Origin of the sequence: Actinoplanes auranticolor (assembly GCF_018332655.1) — a bacterium.
GTDB classification, from domain to species: Bacteria; Actinomycetota; Actinomycetes; order Mycobacteriales; family Micromonosporaceae; genus Actinoplanes; species Actinoplanes auranticolor.
The window spans coordinates 1-16,244 of record NZ_BOQL01000048.1 but is presented as its reverse complement, the minus strand read 5'-3'; the positions used below and the strand labels follow the sequence as shown (position 1 = coordinate 16,244).

At 71.8% G+C, this 16,244-nt stretch carries 16 protein-coding genes; 12 read left to right on the top strand and 4 right to left on the bottom strand.

The window, feature by feature from the left end; genetic code table 11:
• Positions 1–89: 89 nt before the first annotated feature.
• The gene (locus Aau02nite_RS28805) at positions 90–656 is read left to right on the top strand and encodes an HDIG domain-containing metalloprotein (protein WP_212991738.1); all 567 of its coding nucleotides are present in this window, start codon (positions 90–92) and stop codon (positions 654–656) included.
• Positions 657–732: 76 nt separating this feature from the next.
• Positions 733–918: a hypothetical protein gene (locus Aau02nite_RS28800; protein ID WP_212991737.1), complete on the top strand. Its 186-nt coding sequence runs from the start codon at positions 733–735 to the stop codon at positions 916–918.
• Between the two features lie 12 nt (positions 919–930).
• Here the strand turns inward: Aau02nite_RS28800 and Aau02nite_RS28795 are convergent, their stop codons facing one another.
• Positions 931–1,356 carry a hypothetical protein gene (locus Aau02nite_RS28795; RefSeq protein ID WP_212991736.1) on the bottom strand — a complete coding sequence of 142 codons (426 nt, stop codon included), beginning with the start codon at positions 1,354–1,356 and terminating at the stop codon, positions 931–933.
• A 116-nt stretch (positions 1,357–1,472) separates the two neighbouring features.
• Here Aau02nite_RS28795 and Aau02nite_RS28790 point away from each other — a divergent pair, with 116 nt between their 5' ends.
• Positions 1,473–2,258: a helix-turn-helix transcriptional regulator gene (locus Aau02nite_RS28790; protein ID WP_246595519.1), complete on the top strand. Its 786-nt coding sequence runs from the start codon at positions 1,473–1,475 to the stop codon at positions 2,256–2,258.
• On the opposite strand, the gene Aau02nite_RS47500 is transcribed toward Aau02nite_RS28790, so the two are convergent.
• The gene (locus Aau02nite_RS47500; protein ID WP_212991734.1) at positions 2,248–3,444 is read right to left on the bottom strand and encodes a PucR family transcriptional regulator; all 1,197 of its coding nucleotides are present in this window, start codon (positions 3,442–3,444) and stop codon (positions 2,248–2,250) included. The genes Aau02nite_RS28790 and Aau02nite_RS47500 overlap by 11 nt on opposite strands.
• A 200-nt stretch (positions 3,445–3,644) precedes the next feature.
• Here Aau02nite_RS47500 and Aau02nite_RS28780 point away from each other — a divergent pair, with 200 nt between their 5' ends.
• A complete protein-coding gene (locus Aau02nite_RS28780) occupies positions 3,645–4,310 on the top strand; it encodes a cutinase family protein (protein WP_212991733.1) in 666 nt (221 codons plus the stop codon).
• A gap of 53 nt (positions 4,311–4,363) precedes the next feature.
• Here Aau02nite_RS28780 and Aau02nite_RS28775 read toward each other — a convergent pair whose 3' ends face one another.
• The gene (locus tag Aau02nite_RS28775) at positions 4,364–5,878 is read right to left on the bottom strand and encodes an FG-GAP repeat domain-containing protein (protein ID WP_246595518.1); all 1,515 of its coding nucleotides are present in this window, start codon (positions 5,876–5,878) and stop codon (positions 4,364–4,366) included.
• Between the two features lie 251 nt (positions 5,879–6,129).
• Between Aau02nite_RS28775 and Aau02nite_RS28770 the strand changes: the two genes are divergently transcribed.
• The 8 genes from Aau02nite_RS28770 (at position 6,130) to fdhA (ending at position 15,291) form a co-directional block, all read left to right on the top strand.
• Positions 6,130–7,119 (top strand): LacI family DNA-binding transcriptional regulator, encoded by a 990-nt coding sequence (locus tag Aau02nite_RS28770; RefSeq protein ID WP_212991732.1) that lies wholly within the window; start codon positions 6,130–6,132, stop codon positions 7,117–7,119.
• Between the two features lie 27 nt (positions 7,120–7,146).
• Complete coding sequence (locus Aau02nite_RS28765; RefSeq protein WP_212991731.1) at positions 7,147–8,361, top strand: extracellular solute-binding protein; 1,215 nt, start codon at positions 7,147–7,149, stop codon at positions 8,359–8,361.
• Between the two features lie 10 nt (positions 8,362–8,371).
• Positions 8,372–9,481, top strand: a complete 1,110-nt coding sequence (locus Aau02nite_RS28760) for an ABC transporter ATP-binding protein (protein ID WP_212991730.1) — start codon at positions 8,372–8,374, stop codon at positions 9,479–9,481.
• On the top strand, positions 9,478–10,386 hold the full coding sequence (locus Aau02nite_RS28755) for an ABC transporter permease (RefSeq protein ID WP_212991729.1): 909 nt from the start codon (positions 9,478–9,480) through the stop codon (positions 10,384–10,386). Before Aau02nite_RS28760 ends, Aau02nite_RS28755 begins: the two co-directional genes overlap by 4 nt.
• Positions 10,386–11,225 (top strand): ABC transporter permease, encoded by an 840-nt coding sequence (locus tag Aau02nite_RS28750; protein WP_212991728.1) that lies wholly within the window; start codon positions 10,386–10,388, stop codon positions 11,223–11,225. The genes Aau02nite_RS28755 and Aau02nite_RS28750 overlap by 1 nt, the downstream gene beginning before the upstream one ends.
• 1 nt (position 11,226) lies before the next feature.
• Positions 11,227–12,435, top strand: a complete 1,209-nt coding sequence (gene manD, locus Aau02nite_RS28745) for a D-mannonate dehydratase ManD (protein ID WP_212991727.1) — start codon at positions 11,227–11,229, stop codon at positions 12,433–12,435.
• An 81-nt stretch (positions 12,436–12,516) separates the two neighbouring features.
• Positions 12,517–13,962 carry a GGDEF domain-containing protein gene (locus tag Aau02nite_RS28740; RefSeq protein WP_212991726.1) on the top strand — a complete coding sequence of 482 codons (1,446 nt, stop codon included), beginning with the start codon at positions 12,517–12,519 and terminating at the stop codon, positions 13,960–13,962.
• An 81-nt stretch (positions 13,963–14,043) separates the two neighbouring features.
• Positions 14,044–15,291, top strand: a complete 1,248-nt coding sequence (gene fdhA / locus Aau02nite_RS28735) for a formaldehyde dehydrogenase, glutathione-independent (protein ID WP_212991725.1) — start codon at positions 14,044–14,046, stop codon at positions 15,289–15,291.
• Positions 15,292–15,302: 11 nt separating this feature from the next.
• On the opposite strand, the gene Aau02nite_RS28730 is transcribed toward fdhA, so the two are convergent.
• Entirely contained in the window at positions 15,303–16,175 is an 873-nt protein-coding gene (locus Aau02nite_RS28730; RefSeq protein WP_212991724.1) for a hypothetical protein, read from the bottom strand.
• Positions 16,176–16,244: the final 69 nt, after the last annotated feature.

The following is a 16,244-nucleotide window of genomic DNA, read 5'->3' as shown; positions in this document are numbered from 1 at the left end:
CCCTTGGTAAGTCGTCGCCGTGGCCGGATTCAGCAGGAGGTCTTGTTCTGGACAACTGGTGTTCATGTCCAGGTCCCTAGCATCTAGCCATGCGTGTAGGACTGTCGACGCTTCCGGACACCGCCGAGGAGCTGGCGTACGAGTTGCTGGCCCCGCTGGGCAACCGCTGGCGGCACACGGCGGGAGTCGCCGCGCGGGCCGCCGAGCTCGCCGCGCCCCTGGAGGTCGACCGGGACGTGCTGGTCGCGGCGGCCTGGCTGCACGACATCGGCTACGCCGAGCGCACCGTGGTGACCGGCTTCCACCCCCTCGACGGGGCCCGGCACCTCGAACAGCTGGCCTGGCCGGCCCGGATCGTCGGGCTGGTGGCGCAGCACTCGGGGGCCCGGTTCGTCGCCGCCGCCCGCGGGCTCGCCGAGGCGCTCGCCGCCTACCCGGACGGCGGCGGGATGATCTCGGACGCACTGACCTACGCCGATCAGACCGTGGGCCCGGACGGCACGCGGGTGACCACCGGCCGGCGTCACGACGAGATGCTGCGGCGGCACGGTCCGGCCTCGTGGAACGCGCGGGTGGACCACGTACGGCTGCCCCACCTGCGGGCGGTCGCCGACCGTGTCGAGCACCGGCTGGCCCTGGCCGGCGTCCGCGGCTGATCGACGGGGTCCGCTGTTTACCGTCATGTCATCGGCTATTGGGCCGGGCTCCGCGCGGTCAGGGCAGGCTGGGGTGGTGAGTACATCAGTCGGCCTGGTGGTCGGGGCCCTGGCCGCCGCCTGGGGTGTCGTGGTGGCGCTGCTGGACCAGCCCACCGCCTCGAACAAGCGGCTCACCGACCGGCTGTGCACCACGCTGCTGGTCGCGTGCGCCGCCGCGGTGGCCGGCGGCGGGCTCGCCAAGATCACCGGCCTGTGGTGACGGCGGCCCTCGTCAGCCCTCGATGAACTGGAAGTCGCTGACGATGCGGCCGTCCGCGCCGAGCAGCAGGATCTCCAGCCCGACCGCGGCCACGCCGCCCACGGCCCCGGAAGGCACCATCTCCCAGCGGAACTTCACGAGATCGTGCAGCCGGTCCGCGTCACCGCGGGCGCGGAAGGCGAACGTGCCCGGCGCGACGAACTCCTCGTAGGCGCGCGTCACCCGCAGCTCCAGCGCCTCGTGGCCCCGGGCCTCCAGCACCAGCCGGTCGAACCCGAGCCCGGCGGCGGCCTGCCGGATCTCCTGCGGCGGTTGCAGCACGTGCACTGCGTCGTCGGACCACAACGCGCGTACGGCGGCAGCACGGCGCCCGGCGTCGGGCTCGTTCCAGACGGCGACGTAGCTGTTGGTCAATGTCATCAGGTCCGGCCCGGCCATGGCTGCTCCTCGGTGGCGATGATGGTGTGCGAGCACGACTCTGGTGCGCCGCCGGAGACCCGGGCAATTCCCCGCGAGGAATCGCCGATCCCCACCGCGACCGGTACACAGGAACGGTGATCAGCCCATCGACTGCCGGGGCCCTGCGCGAGTGGCGGCGGCGCCGGCGCGTGAGTCAGCTCGAGCTGGCGGTGCGCGCGGGCACCACGCAGCGGCACGTCAGCTTCATCGAGAGCGGCCGGTCGACGCCCGGCCGCTCGATGATCATCCGGCTGGCGGAGTCCCTGGACGTGCCGATCCGCGAGCGCAACGAGCTGTTGCTGACCGCCGGCTTCGCGCCCGCCTATCCACAGAGTGATCTGGAGGATCCGCTGCTCGCCCCGGTCCGGACGGCGCTGGACCGCATCCTGCACGGGCACCTGCCGTACCCGGCCGTGGTCGTCGACCGCCACGGCGACCTGGTCTCGGCCAACGCGGGGTTCGAGGTGATCACCCGCGGCGTGGATGCGCGGCTGCTCGAGCCGCCGGTGAGCGTTCCCCGGGTGCTGCTGCATCCGCTCGGCCTCGCGCCGCGCATCGTCAACCTCGACCAGTGGGCCTGGCACGTCGTCGACCGGGTGCACGCGGAAAGCCTGCGCAATCCGACCGAGCAGCTCCGGCGACTGGCGGCCGAGCTCACCGGTCTCGCTCCCCCGCGCCCGTCCACACCGGACCACCTCGGCTTCGCCGTGCCGCTGCGCCTGCGCGTCGGCGGCCCGGCGGAACGCGAGCTGCGGCTGATCACCACGCTCACCCACTTCGGCACCGCCACCGACGTCACCATCGCCGAGCTCCGGCTGGAGGCGTTCCTGCCCGCCGACGCCGCCACCAGCGACGCGCTGCACGAGCTCGTCACGTGGTGAACGCGCGCAGGGCGAGCTCCAGCTCGAAGCGCAGCCGCGGGTCGCGGATCTCCTCGCCGAAGAGGTCGGTCAGCCGGCGCAGGCGGTGACGCACCGTCTGCGGATGGACGTGCAGGTGAGTGGCCACCTCGTTGGCGTTCTGGTTGCAGCTCAGCCAGGCCAGCAAGGTCTGCGCGAGCAGCCGGCGCTTGTCCTCGCGCAGCCCGTCGAGCGGGGCCAGACGGCGCTCGGCCAGCGCGGTGAGCAGGGCCTCGTCCTGGAAAACGGCCAGCGTGGCCAGGTGGTCGGCGCACCAGACGACCCGCCGGCGGGGGATGCGTCCCTTGGCTGCCAGCTCCAGGGCCAGCCGGGCCCAGCGCAGCGACTTGCCGGCGTCCATCGGCTCGACCGCCAGTCCCACCGCCGCGTGGTGCCGGGCCAGGCCGTTGATCAGGGCCCGGACCTGGGCCCGGCCCTCCGGGTCGGGCACGATCAGGCACGGTTCGACGTCGTCGAACGTGGACAGGATCTCCGGCGCCAGCAGCGGTGGCTGGCTCAGCGGCCCGGGGGCGGCGACGACCACGACGGCGAGGCGGCGCGGCAGATGCCAGTGAGCCGCCGCGGCCGCGGCCGTCAGCGCCCGCTGCGAGGGCGGCGGGTCGGCGAGGAGCACCTCGACCAGGCGGCGCCGGCGGCGGTCCAGCTCACCGGCCTGGACCTCCTGCGCCTGCGCGTATCCCTCGGCCGACGCCCGGGCCACCTCGTCGATGTTGTCGAAGATGGCCTCGGCCAGCCACGCCACGACGGTCGGCGGCAGCGCTTGGCGTCCGGCGAAGGCCCGTAGCCGCCGGCTGGCCACCCGTGCGCAGATCCGCACGGCCGCGTGCAGCGACTCCAGGCTGCGACCCGCCCGCATCTCCCTAGCGCCCACCGCACGGTAGATCTCGCGCCAGTCACCGCCGGGCGCACCGCGGCCCACGTGCTGGTCGAGCATCTCGACGTACCGGCGCAGCGCCAGGTCGACGCCGCGCCGCAGGGCCCGGGCGTCGTGCCGGCCGGACGGCGCGTACTCGGGCACCTGCTCCTGGATCTCGCGGACCATCTCGGCCGCCGATCCCAGCACGTCCGCGTGCAGCAGGGCGACGGTCGCCGCCTCGGTGCTGCCGGCCGGCCCGGTGATGATCGTCGCGTCGCGCATCACCCGCATAGAGCGATGTTCGCCTATTTCCCGCGCAGTGGCTACCCCCGGGTAACACCGCTGCCCGGACGCCGCCGGCAGCCCGTGGATGCGCACCGCGATGACAACTTTCCACGCCGATATCAGCAGGTCGATGAGTATCAGCGGGGCCGGGCGCCTCGTTAGCTTCGGGCCTCCACCAGCCCTCACCAGAAGCAGAGGTGATCCACATGCGCTTTTCCCTTCCCGGCGGCCGGGGGCGCGTCAGCGTCCTGCTCGCTGCCGCGCTGCTCGCCACCGGCGGTGCGGTGATCGCGGCCGGTCCCGCGGCGGCCGCCGCGGAGTGCGCGGACGTCGACGTGGTCGTCGCCCGCGGCACGAGTGAGCCCGGCCGGCTGGGGCTCATCGTCGGCGACCCGGTGTTCGCGGCGATCCAGCGCCGGGTGTCCGGCACGACGCTGACCAGCCACGCGGTCGACTACCCGGCGAGCGTCAGCCCGACGTCACCGACCGCCGGCAACCGGGCCCTGGTCAGCCACGTGTCCAGCCAGGCGCAGGACTGCCCGGACCAGCGGTTCGTGCTGGTCGGCTACTCCCAGGGGGCCAACGTGGTGGGCAACTCGCTCGGGGTCAGCTCGGCCGGAGCGAGCGTCGGCGGGCCGGTCGTCGCCACCATTCCCGCGGCGGTCCAGCCCCGCGTAGCGGCGGTCATGGTGTTCGGCTACCCGTTGCGCAAGCTGGGCCGGGGCATCACCGGTGTATACGCGGACCGGACCCTGGACATCTGCGCGAACCGGGACGTGGTCTGCGATCCGCGGGGCGCGAGTGTGCTGGCCCACCTGAGCTACACCGATGACGCCGACGAGGCCGCCGAATTCGCGGTCGACCGGCTGTAGCGCGGGCACCGACGCTGGTGACGGGTCCGGCCGGGTGGCCGGCCCGTCGCCCGTCAGCCCGCGAGGATCTTCGCCTCGGTGCGGCCGGTCGCGGCGCCGTACTTCTGCACCACGACCAGGTCGAGCCGGCCGTCCCTGTTCCAGTCCAGCACCGACAGGCTGTGCCGGTCGTCCGTGGAGACGCGCGTGTTGATCGGCTTGCCGAGGAGGTTCCGGTATTGCGCGGCACCGTCCAGGACCTGCAGCACCGTCCGGTCACTCTTGGCCCCGGACTTCTGCGTCACCACCAGGTCGAGGTTGAGGTCGCCGTTGAAGTCCGCGACGGTGAAGGTGTGCCGGGCGTCGGTCGGGCCCAGCGGCGTGGGGCTGTCCTGCAGGTAACGCTGGAGGTCCGAGGCGCCGTCGAGCACGCGGACCTCCGTACGGCCGCTCTTCGTGCCGCACTTCTGGATCACGGCCACGTCCACCCGGCCGTCGGCGTTCCAGTCCGCCACCGCGAACGCGTAGCAGGCGTCGCTCGGGCCGAGCACGGTGGCGGTCTCCTGCAGGTAACGCCGCAGGAACGAGGCGCCGTCGAGCACCCGGACCTCGGTACGGCCGCTCGCCGTGCCGGACTTCTGCGTCACCACCAGGTCCGGGCGGCCGTCGAAGTTCCAGTCCGCCATGGCGAACTCGTGCCGGACGTCGGTCGGGCCCAGCGGGATGGCCGTGTGCAGCAGCAGGTGTTGGAACTTGCTGGCGCCGCTCACGATGCGCACCTCGGTCGCGCCGCTGGTCGTGCCGGACTGCTGCAGCACCACCAGGTCGGAATGCCCGTCGCCGTTCCAGTCGGACAGCAGCAGCCGGTGCCGGTCGTCGAACGTGCCGGGCAGCCCGGGCACGGTCTGCAGCAGGGACTTGCTGAACGGTCCGGCCGGCTTCTTCTTGGTCGACTTCTTCGGCGTTCCGGTGGTGGTGGGGGTGGTCGTGGCGGTGGCACTCGTGCCGGTCGAGCTGGTCCAGAGCTGACCGACGAGCAGCCGTGCGTCGTTGGCCTCCGGCCCGTACGCCGCGGGGTAGCGCGAGACCTGCACCCGCTGGCTGATCCGGCCGATGTCACCGGCCATCCAGCTGCTGGCGGGATAGCTGCGCAGCATCTTGTCGAGGAAGGCGCCGGTGGCGAAGCCCGGGTCGAGCAGCTGCTCGGGGCTGCCCCAGCCCATCGACGGGCGCTGCTGGAAAAGGCCGAGGCTGTCGTGGTCGACGGCGAGGGTGTAATTGTGCAGGGTGCTCTCGGTGATGGCCGTGGTCACCGCGATCACCGCCGCCCGGGCGGGCAGGCCGCGGCCGATGACGTGCCGCACGATGGCCCGGGCGCAGGAGACGTTGTATCCGGTCAGGGCCGAGCCGAGGCGCTGCCCGGTCATCGCCGGCCGCAGGCGCTGCGCGACGGACCGGTCGGCCGCGGTGACGCCACCGGGGGCGCACGACGTCGACGGGATGGCCGCCGTGGCGGCACCGGGCAGGGACAGCGACGCAGTGACCAGAGCGGCTGCGCACAGCACGCCCGACAGAGCTGAAAGCCTCACGACACCTTCCCCCGAAGTGCGGATGGGTCGCGGCCACCCATCGAAGTGACCCTAGCCAATGAGCCGCCGGATTGCCATCGCCGGAGGGGACGGCTTACCGCCGGCGGGCGGCGGCCGGGAACGTGCCACAAACGATTTCAGTCGCGTCCGGAAACCTCACGGTCATTCGACGATCATCTATTGACAACCCTCCGCAAAGGATTTCACACTCTCCGCAGCACTCCAGTCCCCGGACGATGCGGAGGCAACCGATGGCGGTGACGATCAAGGACGTGGCCCGGGCGGCCGGGGTGTCGCCGTCCACCGTCTGCCGTGCCCTCTCGACACCGGAGCTGGTGCGCGCCGAAACCCGCGAACGCGTCCAGCGGTCGGCCGCCGAGCTGGACTATTCGCCCAACCGGGCCGCCCGCGGCCTCATCACCGGCCGCACCGGCAACCTCGGGCTCATCGTGCCGGACCTGGGCAACCCGTTCTTCCCGGGCGTCGTGAAGGGCATCCAGGCCCGGGCCCGCGAGGCCGACTACGCCGTCTTCCTGGCCGACACCGACGAGGACCCGGCGGCGGAGGCCCAGCTGGTCCGCACGCTCGCCAAACAGGTGGACGGGATCGTGCTGTGCTCACCGCGGATGAGCGAGCAGGAGCTGCGGGGTGTGGCCGCACTTACCCCGGTGGTCCTGCTCAACCGCCGGGTCGGCCGCCTCCCGGCGATCACCTTCGACAACGTCGACGGCATGCGGCAGGCCGTCACCCACCTGACCGCCCTGGGGCACCGGCGGATCGCGTACGTCGCCGGGCCGCGCGCGTCCTGGTCCAACCGGGAACGGGTGCGCGGGCTGCGCCTGGCCATCGCCGCGGCCGGGGCCGAGCTGATCGAGGTCGGTCCCGTCCAGCCGCAGTTCGACGGCGGGGTGGCCGCCGCCGACCAGGTGCTCGCGGCCGGGGTCACGGCCGTCATCGCCTACAACGACGTCATCGCGCTGGGCCTGCTCAGCCGCCTGAACGTCCGCGGGATCGCGGTGCCCGCCGCGATCAGCGTGCTCGGCTTCGACGACATCGCGCTGTCCGCGATGGTGCACCCCTCGCTGACCACCGTCGGCCTGCCCATGAAGAGCTGCGGCCGGGCCGGCGTCGACCTGCTGCTCGGCCTGTTGCAGGACCCGGACAGGTTCGGCAGCACCCGCCGCGAGCTCGGTACGCAACTGATGGTCCGGGGCTCCACCGGCCCCGCACCGAGCGCTTGAGACTCATCTCCTCGAGGAAGGCTTCCGATGCCACCACTCGCTCGTAGACGCGCTGTCACCGCCGCGACCGCGGCCCTGCTGCTGCTGACCGCGTGCAGCGCCCCCGATACCGGCGGCTCCGCCCAGGACACCGACGGGGAGGTGCCGGCCAAGCCGGGCAAGGCGGTGACCCTCAACGTCCTGGACGTGGCCGGCAACCTCCAGCTCACCCAGGGCATGATCGACGACTTCGTCAGCAAGAACTCCGGCGTGGTGAGCAAGGTGACGTACTCCAAGTCGCCGGCACCGGAGCTGGTCGGCAAGGTCAAGGCCCAGCAGAACGCCGACCGGGTCGACATCGACCTGGTGCTGACCGGTGTGGACGGGCTCTCCGCCGGCATCGAGCAGGGCCTGTGGAATCCGCTGCTGACCAAGTACCGGGACCGGCTGCCCGGCGTACAGCAGTATCTGCCCGGGGCCGCGGCCATGCAGCAGCTGGCCGGGGATTCCGGGGTGACCGTCACCTACTACCCGTCCGGCCCGCTGATCGAGTACCTGCCCGCCAAGGTGCCCGACCCGCCGAAGTCGGCCCAGGAGCTGCTGGCCTACGCCAAGGCCAACCCGGGCGCGGTCCAGTACGCCCGGCCGTCGAACTCCGGTCCCGGCCGTACCTTCCTGATGGGCCTGCCCTATCTGCTCGGCGACTCCGATCCCAAGGACCCGACCGGCGGCTGGGACAAGACCTGGGCCTACCTGGCCGAGCTGAACAAGTACGTGACGCTCTACCCGTCGAGCACGGGCGAGACGATGAAGAATCTGGCCAACGGCTCGGCGAAGATCATCGTGTCGACGACCGGGTGGGACATCAACCCGCGGGTGCTGGGCACCGTGCCCAAGGAAGCGGCGATCGGCACTCTGGAGGGCTTCCACTGGGTGACCGACGCGCACTACGCCGTCGTCCCCAAGGGCGTCTCGACCGACAAGCAGTCGGCCATCCTGTTGCTGCTCGCCCACATGCTCACCAAGGAGCAGCAGGCCAAGGCGTACGACAAGGGCTACTTCTACCCGGGCCCGGCGATCAAGGACGTCGACCTGGCGATGGCACCGGCGGACAGCCGGGCCGCGATCGAGGAGTTCGGGCGCCCGGAGTACGCCGGCCTGATCGCCGGTGCCCCGCTCGAGGTGCCCCTGGGTTCCAAGCAACTGGTCGCCGCCTTCGATCGGTGGGACCGCGAGATCGGCGGCGCGAAGGTGGCCAAGTGAGCGAGGCATCATGACGGCCGCGGCGACGAGCCGGGCGAGCACGCCGGCGACGCGTCCGGGCCACTTCGAGACGTTGCGCCTGGACGGGGTCAGCCGCAGCTTCGGCGGGCAGGCGGCGCTGGCCGACCTCGACCTGACCATCCGGCGGGGTGAGTTCATCGCGCTGCTCGGCCCGTCCGGCTGCGGCAAGTCGACGGCCCTGAACTGCCTCGCCGGGCTGCTGCCGCTGACCCGCGGCAGCATCTGGCAGGACGAGACCCGCCTGGACGTGCTGCCGCCGGAGCGGCGCGGCTTCGGCATGGTGTTCCAGAACTACGCGCTCTTCCCGCACCTGCCGGTCCGCAAGAACATCGCCTTCGGCCTGCAGATGCGGCGGGTACCGCGGGCCGAGATCCGCCGCCGGGTGGACGAGGCGCTGCGGCTGGTGCACCTCGAGGAGCACGCCGGCAAGCTGCCCGGTCAGCTCTCCGGCGGTCAGCAGCAGCGGGTGGCGATCGCCCGCGCGGTCGTGCTGGAGCCGTCCCTGGTGCTGATGGACGAGCCGCTGTCCAATCTGGACGCGAAGCTGCGGCTGGAGATGCGTACGGAGATCCGCCGGCTGCACCAGTCGCTCGGGCTGACCACGGTCTACGTCACCCACGACCAGGAGGAGGCGCTGTCGCTGGCCGACCGCCTGGTGGTGCTGCGCGCGGGCCGGGTCCAGCAGATCGGCACGCCGGAGGAGCTGCACACCGAGCCGGCCAACTGGCACGTCGCCGACTTCATGGGCTACCGCAACCTGCTGCCGGTGCGGGCCGGCGCGCGGCAGGGAGCGGGCATCACCGTGGAGATCGAGGGCCAGGAGCTGACCGGCACGCCGGTCGGCGACCCGGCGCCGGGCAGCGAGGTGATCGCCGGGATCCGACCGGAGGATCTGCGGATCGGACCGGCCGGCAGCACGGGGGTGCCGGCCACCGTCGAGGTCGTGGAGTACCAGGGCCGCGAGGTGGCGGTCGAGGCGCGCACCGACGGCGGTATCCCGCTGAACCTGCGCGCGGTCGACCGGCCCGCGGTCGGCGACCGGATCACCGTCACCGTGGAGCCGCGCCGGCTGCTGGTCTTCCCCGCGGACGCGCGATGACCGCGATCAACGCCGCCACGGGCGGGGCCCGGCCGGCGCTGCGGCACCGGCTCGCCGAGCGCGGCATCGACCGGCAGTTGCTGCTGCTGATCCCGGCCGCCCTGTTCGTGCTCATCCTCTTCATCTACCCCTTCCTGTACGGCGTGGGCCTGTCCTTCCAGCCGACGGAGGGCGGGGCGCTGGGGGCGTACCGGGAGTTCTTCACCGATGCGTATCTGCGCGACACGATCCTCACCACGTTGCAGCTGTCGCTGCCGGCGGCGCTGCTGAACGTGCTGGCGTCGGTGCCGATCGCGTACCGGATGCGGGGCCGGTTCCGCGGCAAGCGGTTGCTGACCACCCTGCTGGTCGTGCCGATCACGCTCGGCACGGTGCTGACCGCCCAGGGCCTGCTCAACTTCCTCGGCCCGACCGGCTGGTTCAACCGGACCCTGCTGAGCTCCGGCCTGGCGGACGCGCCGGTGCGGCTCACCAACAACTACTGGGGTGTCTTCTTCTCGCTGGTGATCACCGGTTTCCCGTTCGCCTTCCTGCTGGTGCTGTCGTACCTGTCGGGCATCGACCCCACCCTGGAACGGGCCGCGGCGACCCTCGGCGCCGGCCGCTGGCAGCGTTTCCGGCGGATCACGCTGCCGCTGCTCGCGCCCGGGCTGGCCACCACGTTCTGCCTGACCTTCGTGCTGGCGTTCAGCGTCTTCCCGTCGGCGGTGCTGGTGGGTGACCCGTCCGGCACGACCCGGGTGATGTCGATCGCCGCCTACGACGCCGCGTACGTGCGCTACGACTATCCGCTCGCCTCCGCGGTCGCCGTGCTGATGGGCGTGGTCGAGCTGCTGGTCATCGCCGCGGTGCTCGGCTGGCGGGCGCTGCTCTACACCGGATCCACGGCGGGAGGCAAAGGCTGATGGCCGCCCGGCGACCGGTCGTGGCCACCCCGATGGCGTGGCTCGTCTGGGGCGTGGTGCTCGCCTTCTTCATCTTCCTGGCCGGGGTCATCGGCTCGGTGGTGGTGAGCTCGTTCGGCACCCAGTGGTTCGACACCTGGCTGCCGGTGGGCTGGACCCCGAAGTGGTACGCCCAGTCCTGGGACGAGTTCACCCTGCTGCCGGTGCTGATCGTGACCCTGGAGGTGTCGGTGCTGGTGGTCGGCATCTCGGTGCTGATCGGGGTGCCGGCCGCGTACGTGCTGGCCCGCCGCAGCTTCCCCGGGCGCCGGCTGCTCTACCTGCTGTTCCTGCTGCCGATCCTGATGCCGCCGATCACCTACGGCATCCCGCTGGCCACCGTGCTCTACAAGTACGGGTTCGCCGGCAACCTCTCCGGCGTCGTGCTGGCCAACCTGGTGCCGTCGGTGCCGTTCGTGATCCTGACCATGACGCCGTTCATCGAGCAGATCGACCCGGCCGTGGAACGGGCGGCGCGGATGTGCGGCGCCGGCACCCGGCAGGTCTTCACCCGGATCCTGGCGCCGCTGCTGGTGCCCGGCATCCTGGCCGCCTCGATCCTGGTGCTGGTGCGGACGGTGGGCATGTTCGAGCTGACCTTCCTGACCGCCGGACCGGACTCACAGACGCTGGTCGTCGCCCTGTACTACTCGATGTCGGCCGCCGGGATCCGGGCCCAGCAGTCGATCGACGCGATGGCGGTGATCTACACGTCGATGATGCTGGTGCTGCTCGTGCTGGCGCTGCGCTTCGTCAACCCGACGCAGCTGGTCGCCCGGGTCCGCGACGAGGGGGACTGAGATGCGCATCGCCGGGGCCCGGGTGATCGTGACGTCGCCCGGCCGCAATTTCGTGACGCTGAAGCTGGTCACCGACGACGGCGTGACCGGCGTCGGCGACGCCACGCTGAACGGGCGCGAGCAGGCCGTCGCCGCCTATCTGGGCGAGCACGTGGTGCCGCTGCTGCTGGGCCGGGACCCCGCGCGGATCGAGGACACCTGGCAGCTGCTGTACAAGGGGGCGTACTGGCGGCGCGGGCCGGTGACGATGAGCGCGATCGCCGCCGTGGACACCGCGCTGTGGGACATCAAGGGCAAGGTCGCCGGGCTGCCGGTGTACCAGCTGCTCGGCGGGCGCAGCCGCGACGGTGTGACCGTCTACGGCCACGCCGCCGCGGAGACCACCGACGACGTGCTGACCGACGTGGCCCGGCTCGTCGGCGCGGGCTACCGGGCGGTCCGGGTGCAGACCGGGGTGCCCGGCCTCACCGGCACGTACGGCGTGACCGCGGACCCGCGCACCTACGAGCCGGCCGGGTCCGCACTGCCCACCGAGGCGGTGTGGTCGACCCGCCGCTACCTGGCGCACGTGCCGGGGGTCTTCGAGCGGGTCCGCGCCGAGTTCGGTTCCGAGCTGCGCCTGCTGCACGACGCCCACCACCGGCTCACCCCGATCGAGGCGGCCGGGCTGGGCCGGGCGCTGGAGCCGTACGGGCTGACCTGGCTGGAGGACCCGGTCCCGGCCGAGCTGCCGGAGGGTTACCGGCTGATCCGGCAGCACACCACCACCCCGCTCGCGGTCGGTGAGGTCTTCAACAGCATCTGGGACTGCCGGCAGCTGATCACCGAACAGCTCATCGACTACATCCGTACCAGCGTCGTGCACGCCGGCGGGATCACCCATCTGCGCCGCATCTTCGACCTGGCCGATCTCCATCACGTCCGCAGCGGCTCGCACGGCGCGACCGATCTGTCGCCGGTGTGCCTGGCCGCGGCGCTGCACCTCGACCTCAGCATCCCCAACTTCGGCCTGCAGGAGTACATGCCGCACAGCGCCGAGACGGACGCGGTGTTCCCGCACACCTACCGCTTCGCCGACGGTTATCTGCACCCGTCGGAGGAGCCGGGTCTGGGCGTGGACATCGACGAGGAGCTCGCGGCGCGGTACCCGTACCGCCCGGCCTCCCTGCCGGTCAACCGGCTCGAGGACGGCACCCTGCACAGCTGGTGATTCCCCGATCGCAACCGGACTGCTCCCCGGCCCGCCCGGCCCAGTGCTTCTCCCGCGAGGCTCGCGGCCGATCAGCGTTCTGTGAAGCGTCTGCCCGCCGGGGCCGTACCCGTACTCGCCGTGCTCCTGGGGCTGCCCACGGTGCTGCTGCCGGGGTCGATGACGGCCCAGGTCACGTACACGATCGCCTTCGGCTTCTTCGTGGTGCTGGCCTGGCTGGGCATGCGCGGGCGGACCGGCCGCGCCCGGACCGCCCACGCGCTGATGGCCGGCACGCTGACCGCCTGGCTCGGCGGCGACCTGCTGTACTCGTTGCTGGCCTGGCGCCTCGGTGAGCTGGGCGACGTGTCCCCGCCGGACGTGCTGTGGGTGCTCGGCTATCCGCTGCTGGCGGCCGGCCTGGTGCTGACGGTCCGGGTGCGGGCGCCCGGCCGGCTCCGCGAGGCCGCCCTCGACGTGCTCGCCATGGCCACCGTGGTGGCCGCCCTGTTCTGGCAGTTCATGGTGGCGCCCGAGGTCACCGGCAACACGATGTCGCTCGCCGTGCTGTTCAGCGTCTTCTACCCGTTCGGCGACGTGCTGCTGTTCGCGGCGGGCGCGCTGGTGGTGCTCTCCCCCGGCGAGCGCACTGCCTCGACCCGGTACCTGATCGCGGCCCTGATCGTCACCTTCGCCGGCGACGTGACGATCTCGGCGGTGTCGCCGGTCTTCCCGGACTTCGACACCGCCCAGCTCGACAGCGTGCTGCTGCTGGCGAACGGGTTGCTGGCCGCCGCCCTCTGGCACCGCGACACGGACGAGCCCGCCGGCGCGGTCAAGGCCGACGCCCAGCGCCCGCACCCGGCCCGGGTGGTGTTCCTGGGCGTCTCGCTGCTGGCGCTTCCGGTGATCAACGACGTCCGGCTCGACGACCAGGCGATCCAGCGGGTCACCATGCTCAGCGCCATGGTCATGCTCACCGTCATCGTGCTCATCCGGTTCACCCTGGTGCTCCGCGAGCAGGAGCGGGTGCGCGCGGTGCTGGCTCACCGGGCCACCCACGACCAGCTCACCGGGCTGGTCAACCGGCAGGAGCTGCACGTCCGGCTGACCGCCGCGCTGCGGCAGCGGGCCGGCGACGGCCCGGTGGTGCATTTCCTCGATCTCAACGGCTTCAAGCCCGTCAACGACCGGTACGGGCACGCGGCCGGCGACTTCGTGCTCACCGAGGTGGCCCGGCGGCTGCGCGCGACGGTACGGGACACCGACACGGTGGCCCGGCTGGGCGGCGACGAGTTCGTGGTGGTCTCCGCCGCGGTCGACGACGCCACCGCCGTCACCGAGCGCCTCCGCGACGCCGTCACCGCCCCGCTGCACTACGACGGGCACGACCTGCGGATCGGCGTCAGCGTCGGGCACGCCTCGGCGGCGGACCTCGAGCACCCCACGTCGGACGCCCTGCTGGCCGCGGCCGACGCGACCATGTACCGGGAGAAGAGCGCCGCGTATGCGCCTGATGCGACTATCGGCATGGCTCGTACATATTGATGGTTCTTTTTGACCTGCGACGCGAGAAACATGGGAGGTCCGGCCCACAGGCGAGGGCGAGCAGAAACGGAGCACAACGAGATGACGGGCAACAGAGCGGTTGTCTATCAGGGTCCCGGCCAGGTCGAGGTCCGTGAGGGCGACTACCCGACGTACGAGATGAAGGACGGCCCCGGCGTCAACAAGGCCAACGTCGGCCGCCGGACCCCGCACGGCGCGATCCTCAAGACCGTCGCCACCAACATCTGCGGCAGCGATCAGCACATGGTCCGGGGGCGCACCACCGCGCCGCAGGGGCTGGTGCTCGGGCACGAGATCACCGGCGAGGTCGTCGACACCGGCCCGGACGTGGAGTTCATCAAGGTGGGCGACATCTGCTCGGTGCCGTTCAACATCTCCTGCGGCCGGTGCCGCAACTGCAAGGAACGCGCAACCGGCGTCTGCCTCAACGTCAACCCGGACCGGCCGGGCTCGGCGTACGGCTACGTCGACATGGGCGGCTGGGTCGGCGGGCAGGCCGAGTACGTGATGGTGCCGTACGCCGACTGGAACCTGCTGAAGTTCCCCGACCGGGACCAGGCGATGGAGAAGATCCTCGACCTGGCCATGCTCACCGATATCTTCCCCACCGGTTACCACGGCTGCGTCAGCGCGGGCGTGACGACCGGCTCGACGGTGTACATCGCCGGCGCGGGCCCGGTCGGCCTGGCCGCCGCCACCTCGGCGTTCCTGCTGGGCGCGGCCGTGGTCATCGTCGGCGACCTCAACGAGGAACGGCTGGCCCAGGCGCGCAGCTTCGGCTGCGAGACGGTCGACGTGTCCCAGGGCGACCCGGTGGAACAGGTGCAGCAGATCCTCGGCCGCGACGCGCCGGCGATCGGCCAGCCGCTGGTCGACTCGGCCGTCGACGCGGTCGGCTTCGAGGCGCGCGGGCACGGCCAGAACGCGCAGACCGAGATGCCGGCGACGGTCCTGAACTCGCTGATGGACCTGACCCGGGCGGGCGGGGCGATCGGCGTCCCCGGCCTCTACGTCACCGGCGACCCGGGCGGCGTCGACGACGCGGCCAAACACGGCTCACTGTCGATCCGGCTGGGCCTGGGCTGGGCCAAATCGCACTCGTTCGTCACCGGCCAGTGCCCGGTGATGAAGTACAACCGCGCCCTGATGATGGCGATCCTGCACGACCGGGTGCAGATCGCGAAGAACGTCAACGCCACCCCGATCCCCCTGGACGAGGCCCCGCGCGGATACCAGGAATTCGACCAGGGCGCGGCCCGCAAGTACGTCATCGACCCGCACGGCATGATCGGCAGCCGGGCCGGCTGACCGCCGGGTGCTCAGGTGCGGTGGTGCTTCTTCACGAAGGTGTAGCCGGGGGCGAGCGGGCTGGCCGGGACCTGCTCGCTCTCGACCGCCTTCTCGTGCAGCGTCACCTGCTTCTCCGACGGCTGGGCGCCGGGCGGGAGTTTGCGGACGAAGCCGTTGACCCAGTGGTCGCGGCGGTCGGCACCCTCGCCCTCGGCGAAGTCCGGGTCGCCCGGGTACGGCGCCGGCTCCACCAGCGGCGCGTAGAACAGCATCTCGGCGGGCTTCTGACCCTCGACCGCGGGGTAGGACGGATAGCCCGCCTTGTCGACGCTGCCCGGCACCCGGGTCAGGTAGCCCTCGCGGATCAGCTGGTCGACGGCGTTGCGGAGCAGGAACGAGCCGCGGGCTCCCCGGCCCAGCCCGCAGTGCGCGGCCAGCCCCGCCTCGGCCAGCACAGCGCTGCCGTCGGAGAACACCCGGCCCAGCCGGCGCACCGCGCGCAGCACCTGCCCGCGGTTCGATTCACCGGCGTCGAACTCGCGGGTGACCACCCTGGGGTCGTACTCGTGGTAGTAGTTCACGCCGTCGACCCGCATCGGCTCTTCCAGGGGGACGGTCCGCACCACGACCTCGTCCTTGGCGGACTGCCAGGAGACGGTGACCAGCACGCCGGGGCGCAGGTCCGGCGGCCAGACGATGGCGCCGAACTGCCACTCGACGTCCTCGCTCAGCGAGGTCTCGAAGAGCTGCCGGGCGGGCGTGACGCCGTGTTCGCGGTGCTCGAGCACCAGCGGGATGCTCTCGCGGTCGCGCAGGAACTCGACGCATTCCTCCGGGGCGGCGCACACGCCGCCGTCGAGATCTGCCTGCCAGAGGGCGAGTCGACGGGTCACCCGCACCATGATCCACCTCCGTGTGCCGTTACCTCTCATTGCGCTCTGGTGAGCACACGATCAGTAGTCCTGCCTTGC

Coding starts and splice junctions, on each gene's coding strand:
- Aau02nite_RS28805 (WP_212991738.1), top strand. CDS start 90: ATGCGTGTAGGACTGTCGACGCTTCCGGACACCGCCGAGGAGCTGGCG.
- Aau02nite_RS28795 (WP_212991736.1), bottom strand. CDS start 1,356: ATGGCCGGGCCGGACCTGATGACATTGACCAACAGCTACGTCGCCGTC.
- Aau02nite_RS47500 (WP_212991734.1), bottom strand. CDS start 3,444: ATGCGGGTGATGCGCGACGCGACGATCATCACCGGGCCGGCCGGCAGC.
- Aau02nite_RS28780 (WP_212991733.1), top strand. CDS start 3,645: ATGCGCTTTTCCCTTCCCGGCGGCCGGGGGCGCGTCAGCGTCCTGCTC.
- Aau02nite_RS28770 (WP_212991732.1), top strand. CDS start 6,130: ATGGCGGTGACGATCAAGGACGTGGCCCGGGCGGCCGGGGTGTCGCCG.
- Aau02nite_RS28765 (WP_212991731.1), top strand. CDS start 7,147: ATGCCACCACTCGCTCGTAGACGCGCTGTCACCGCCGCGACCGCGGCC.
- Aau02nite_RS28760 (WP_212991730.1), top strand. CDS start 8,372: ATGACGGCCGCGGCGACGAGCCGGGCGAGCACGCCGGCGACGCGTCCG.
- Aau02nite_RS28755 (WP_212991729.1), top strand. CDS start 9,478: ATGACCGCGATCAACGCCGCCACGGGCGGGGCCCGGCCGGCGCTGCGG.
- Aau02nite_RS28750 (WP_212991728.1), top strand. CDS start 10,386: ATGGCCGCCCGGCGACCGGTCGTGGCCACCCCGATGGCGTGGCTCGTC.
- manD (WP_212991727.1), top strand. CDS start 11,227: ATGCGCATCGCCGGGGCCCGGGTGATCGTGACGTCGCCCGGCCGCAAT.
- fdhA (WP_212991725.1), top strand. CDS start 14,044: ATGACGGGCAACAGAGCGGTTGTCTATCAGGGTCCCGGCCAGGTCGAG.
- Aau02nite_RS28730 (WP_212991724.1), bottom strand. CDS start 16,175: ATGGTGCGGGTGACCCGTCGACTCGCCCTCTGGCAGGCAGATCTCGAC.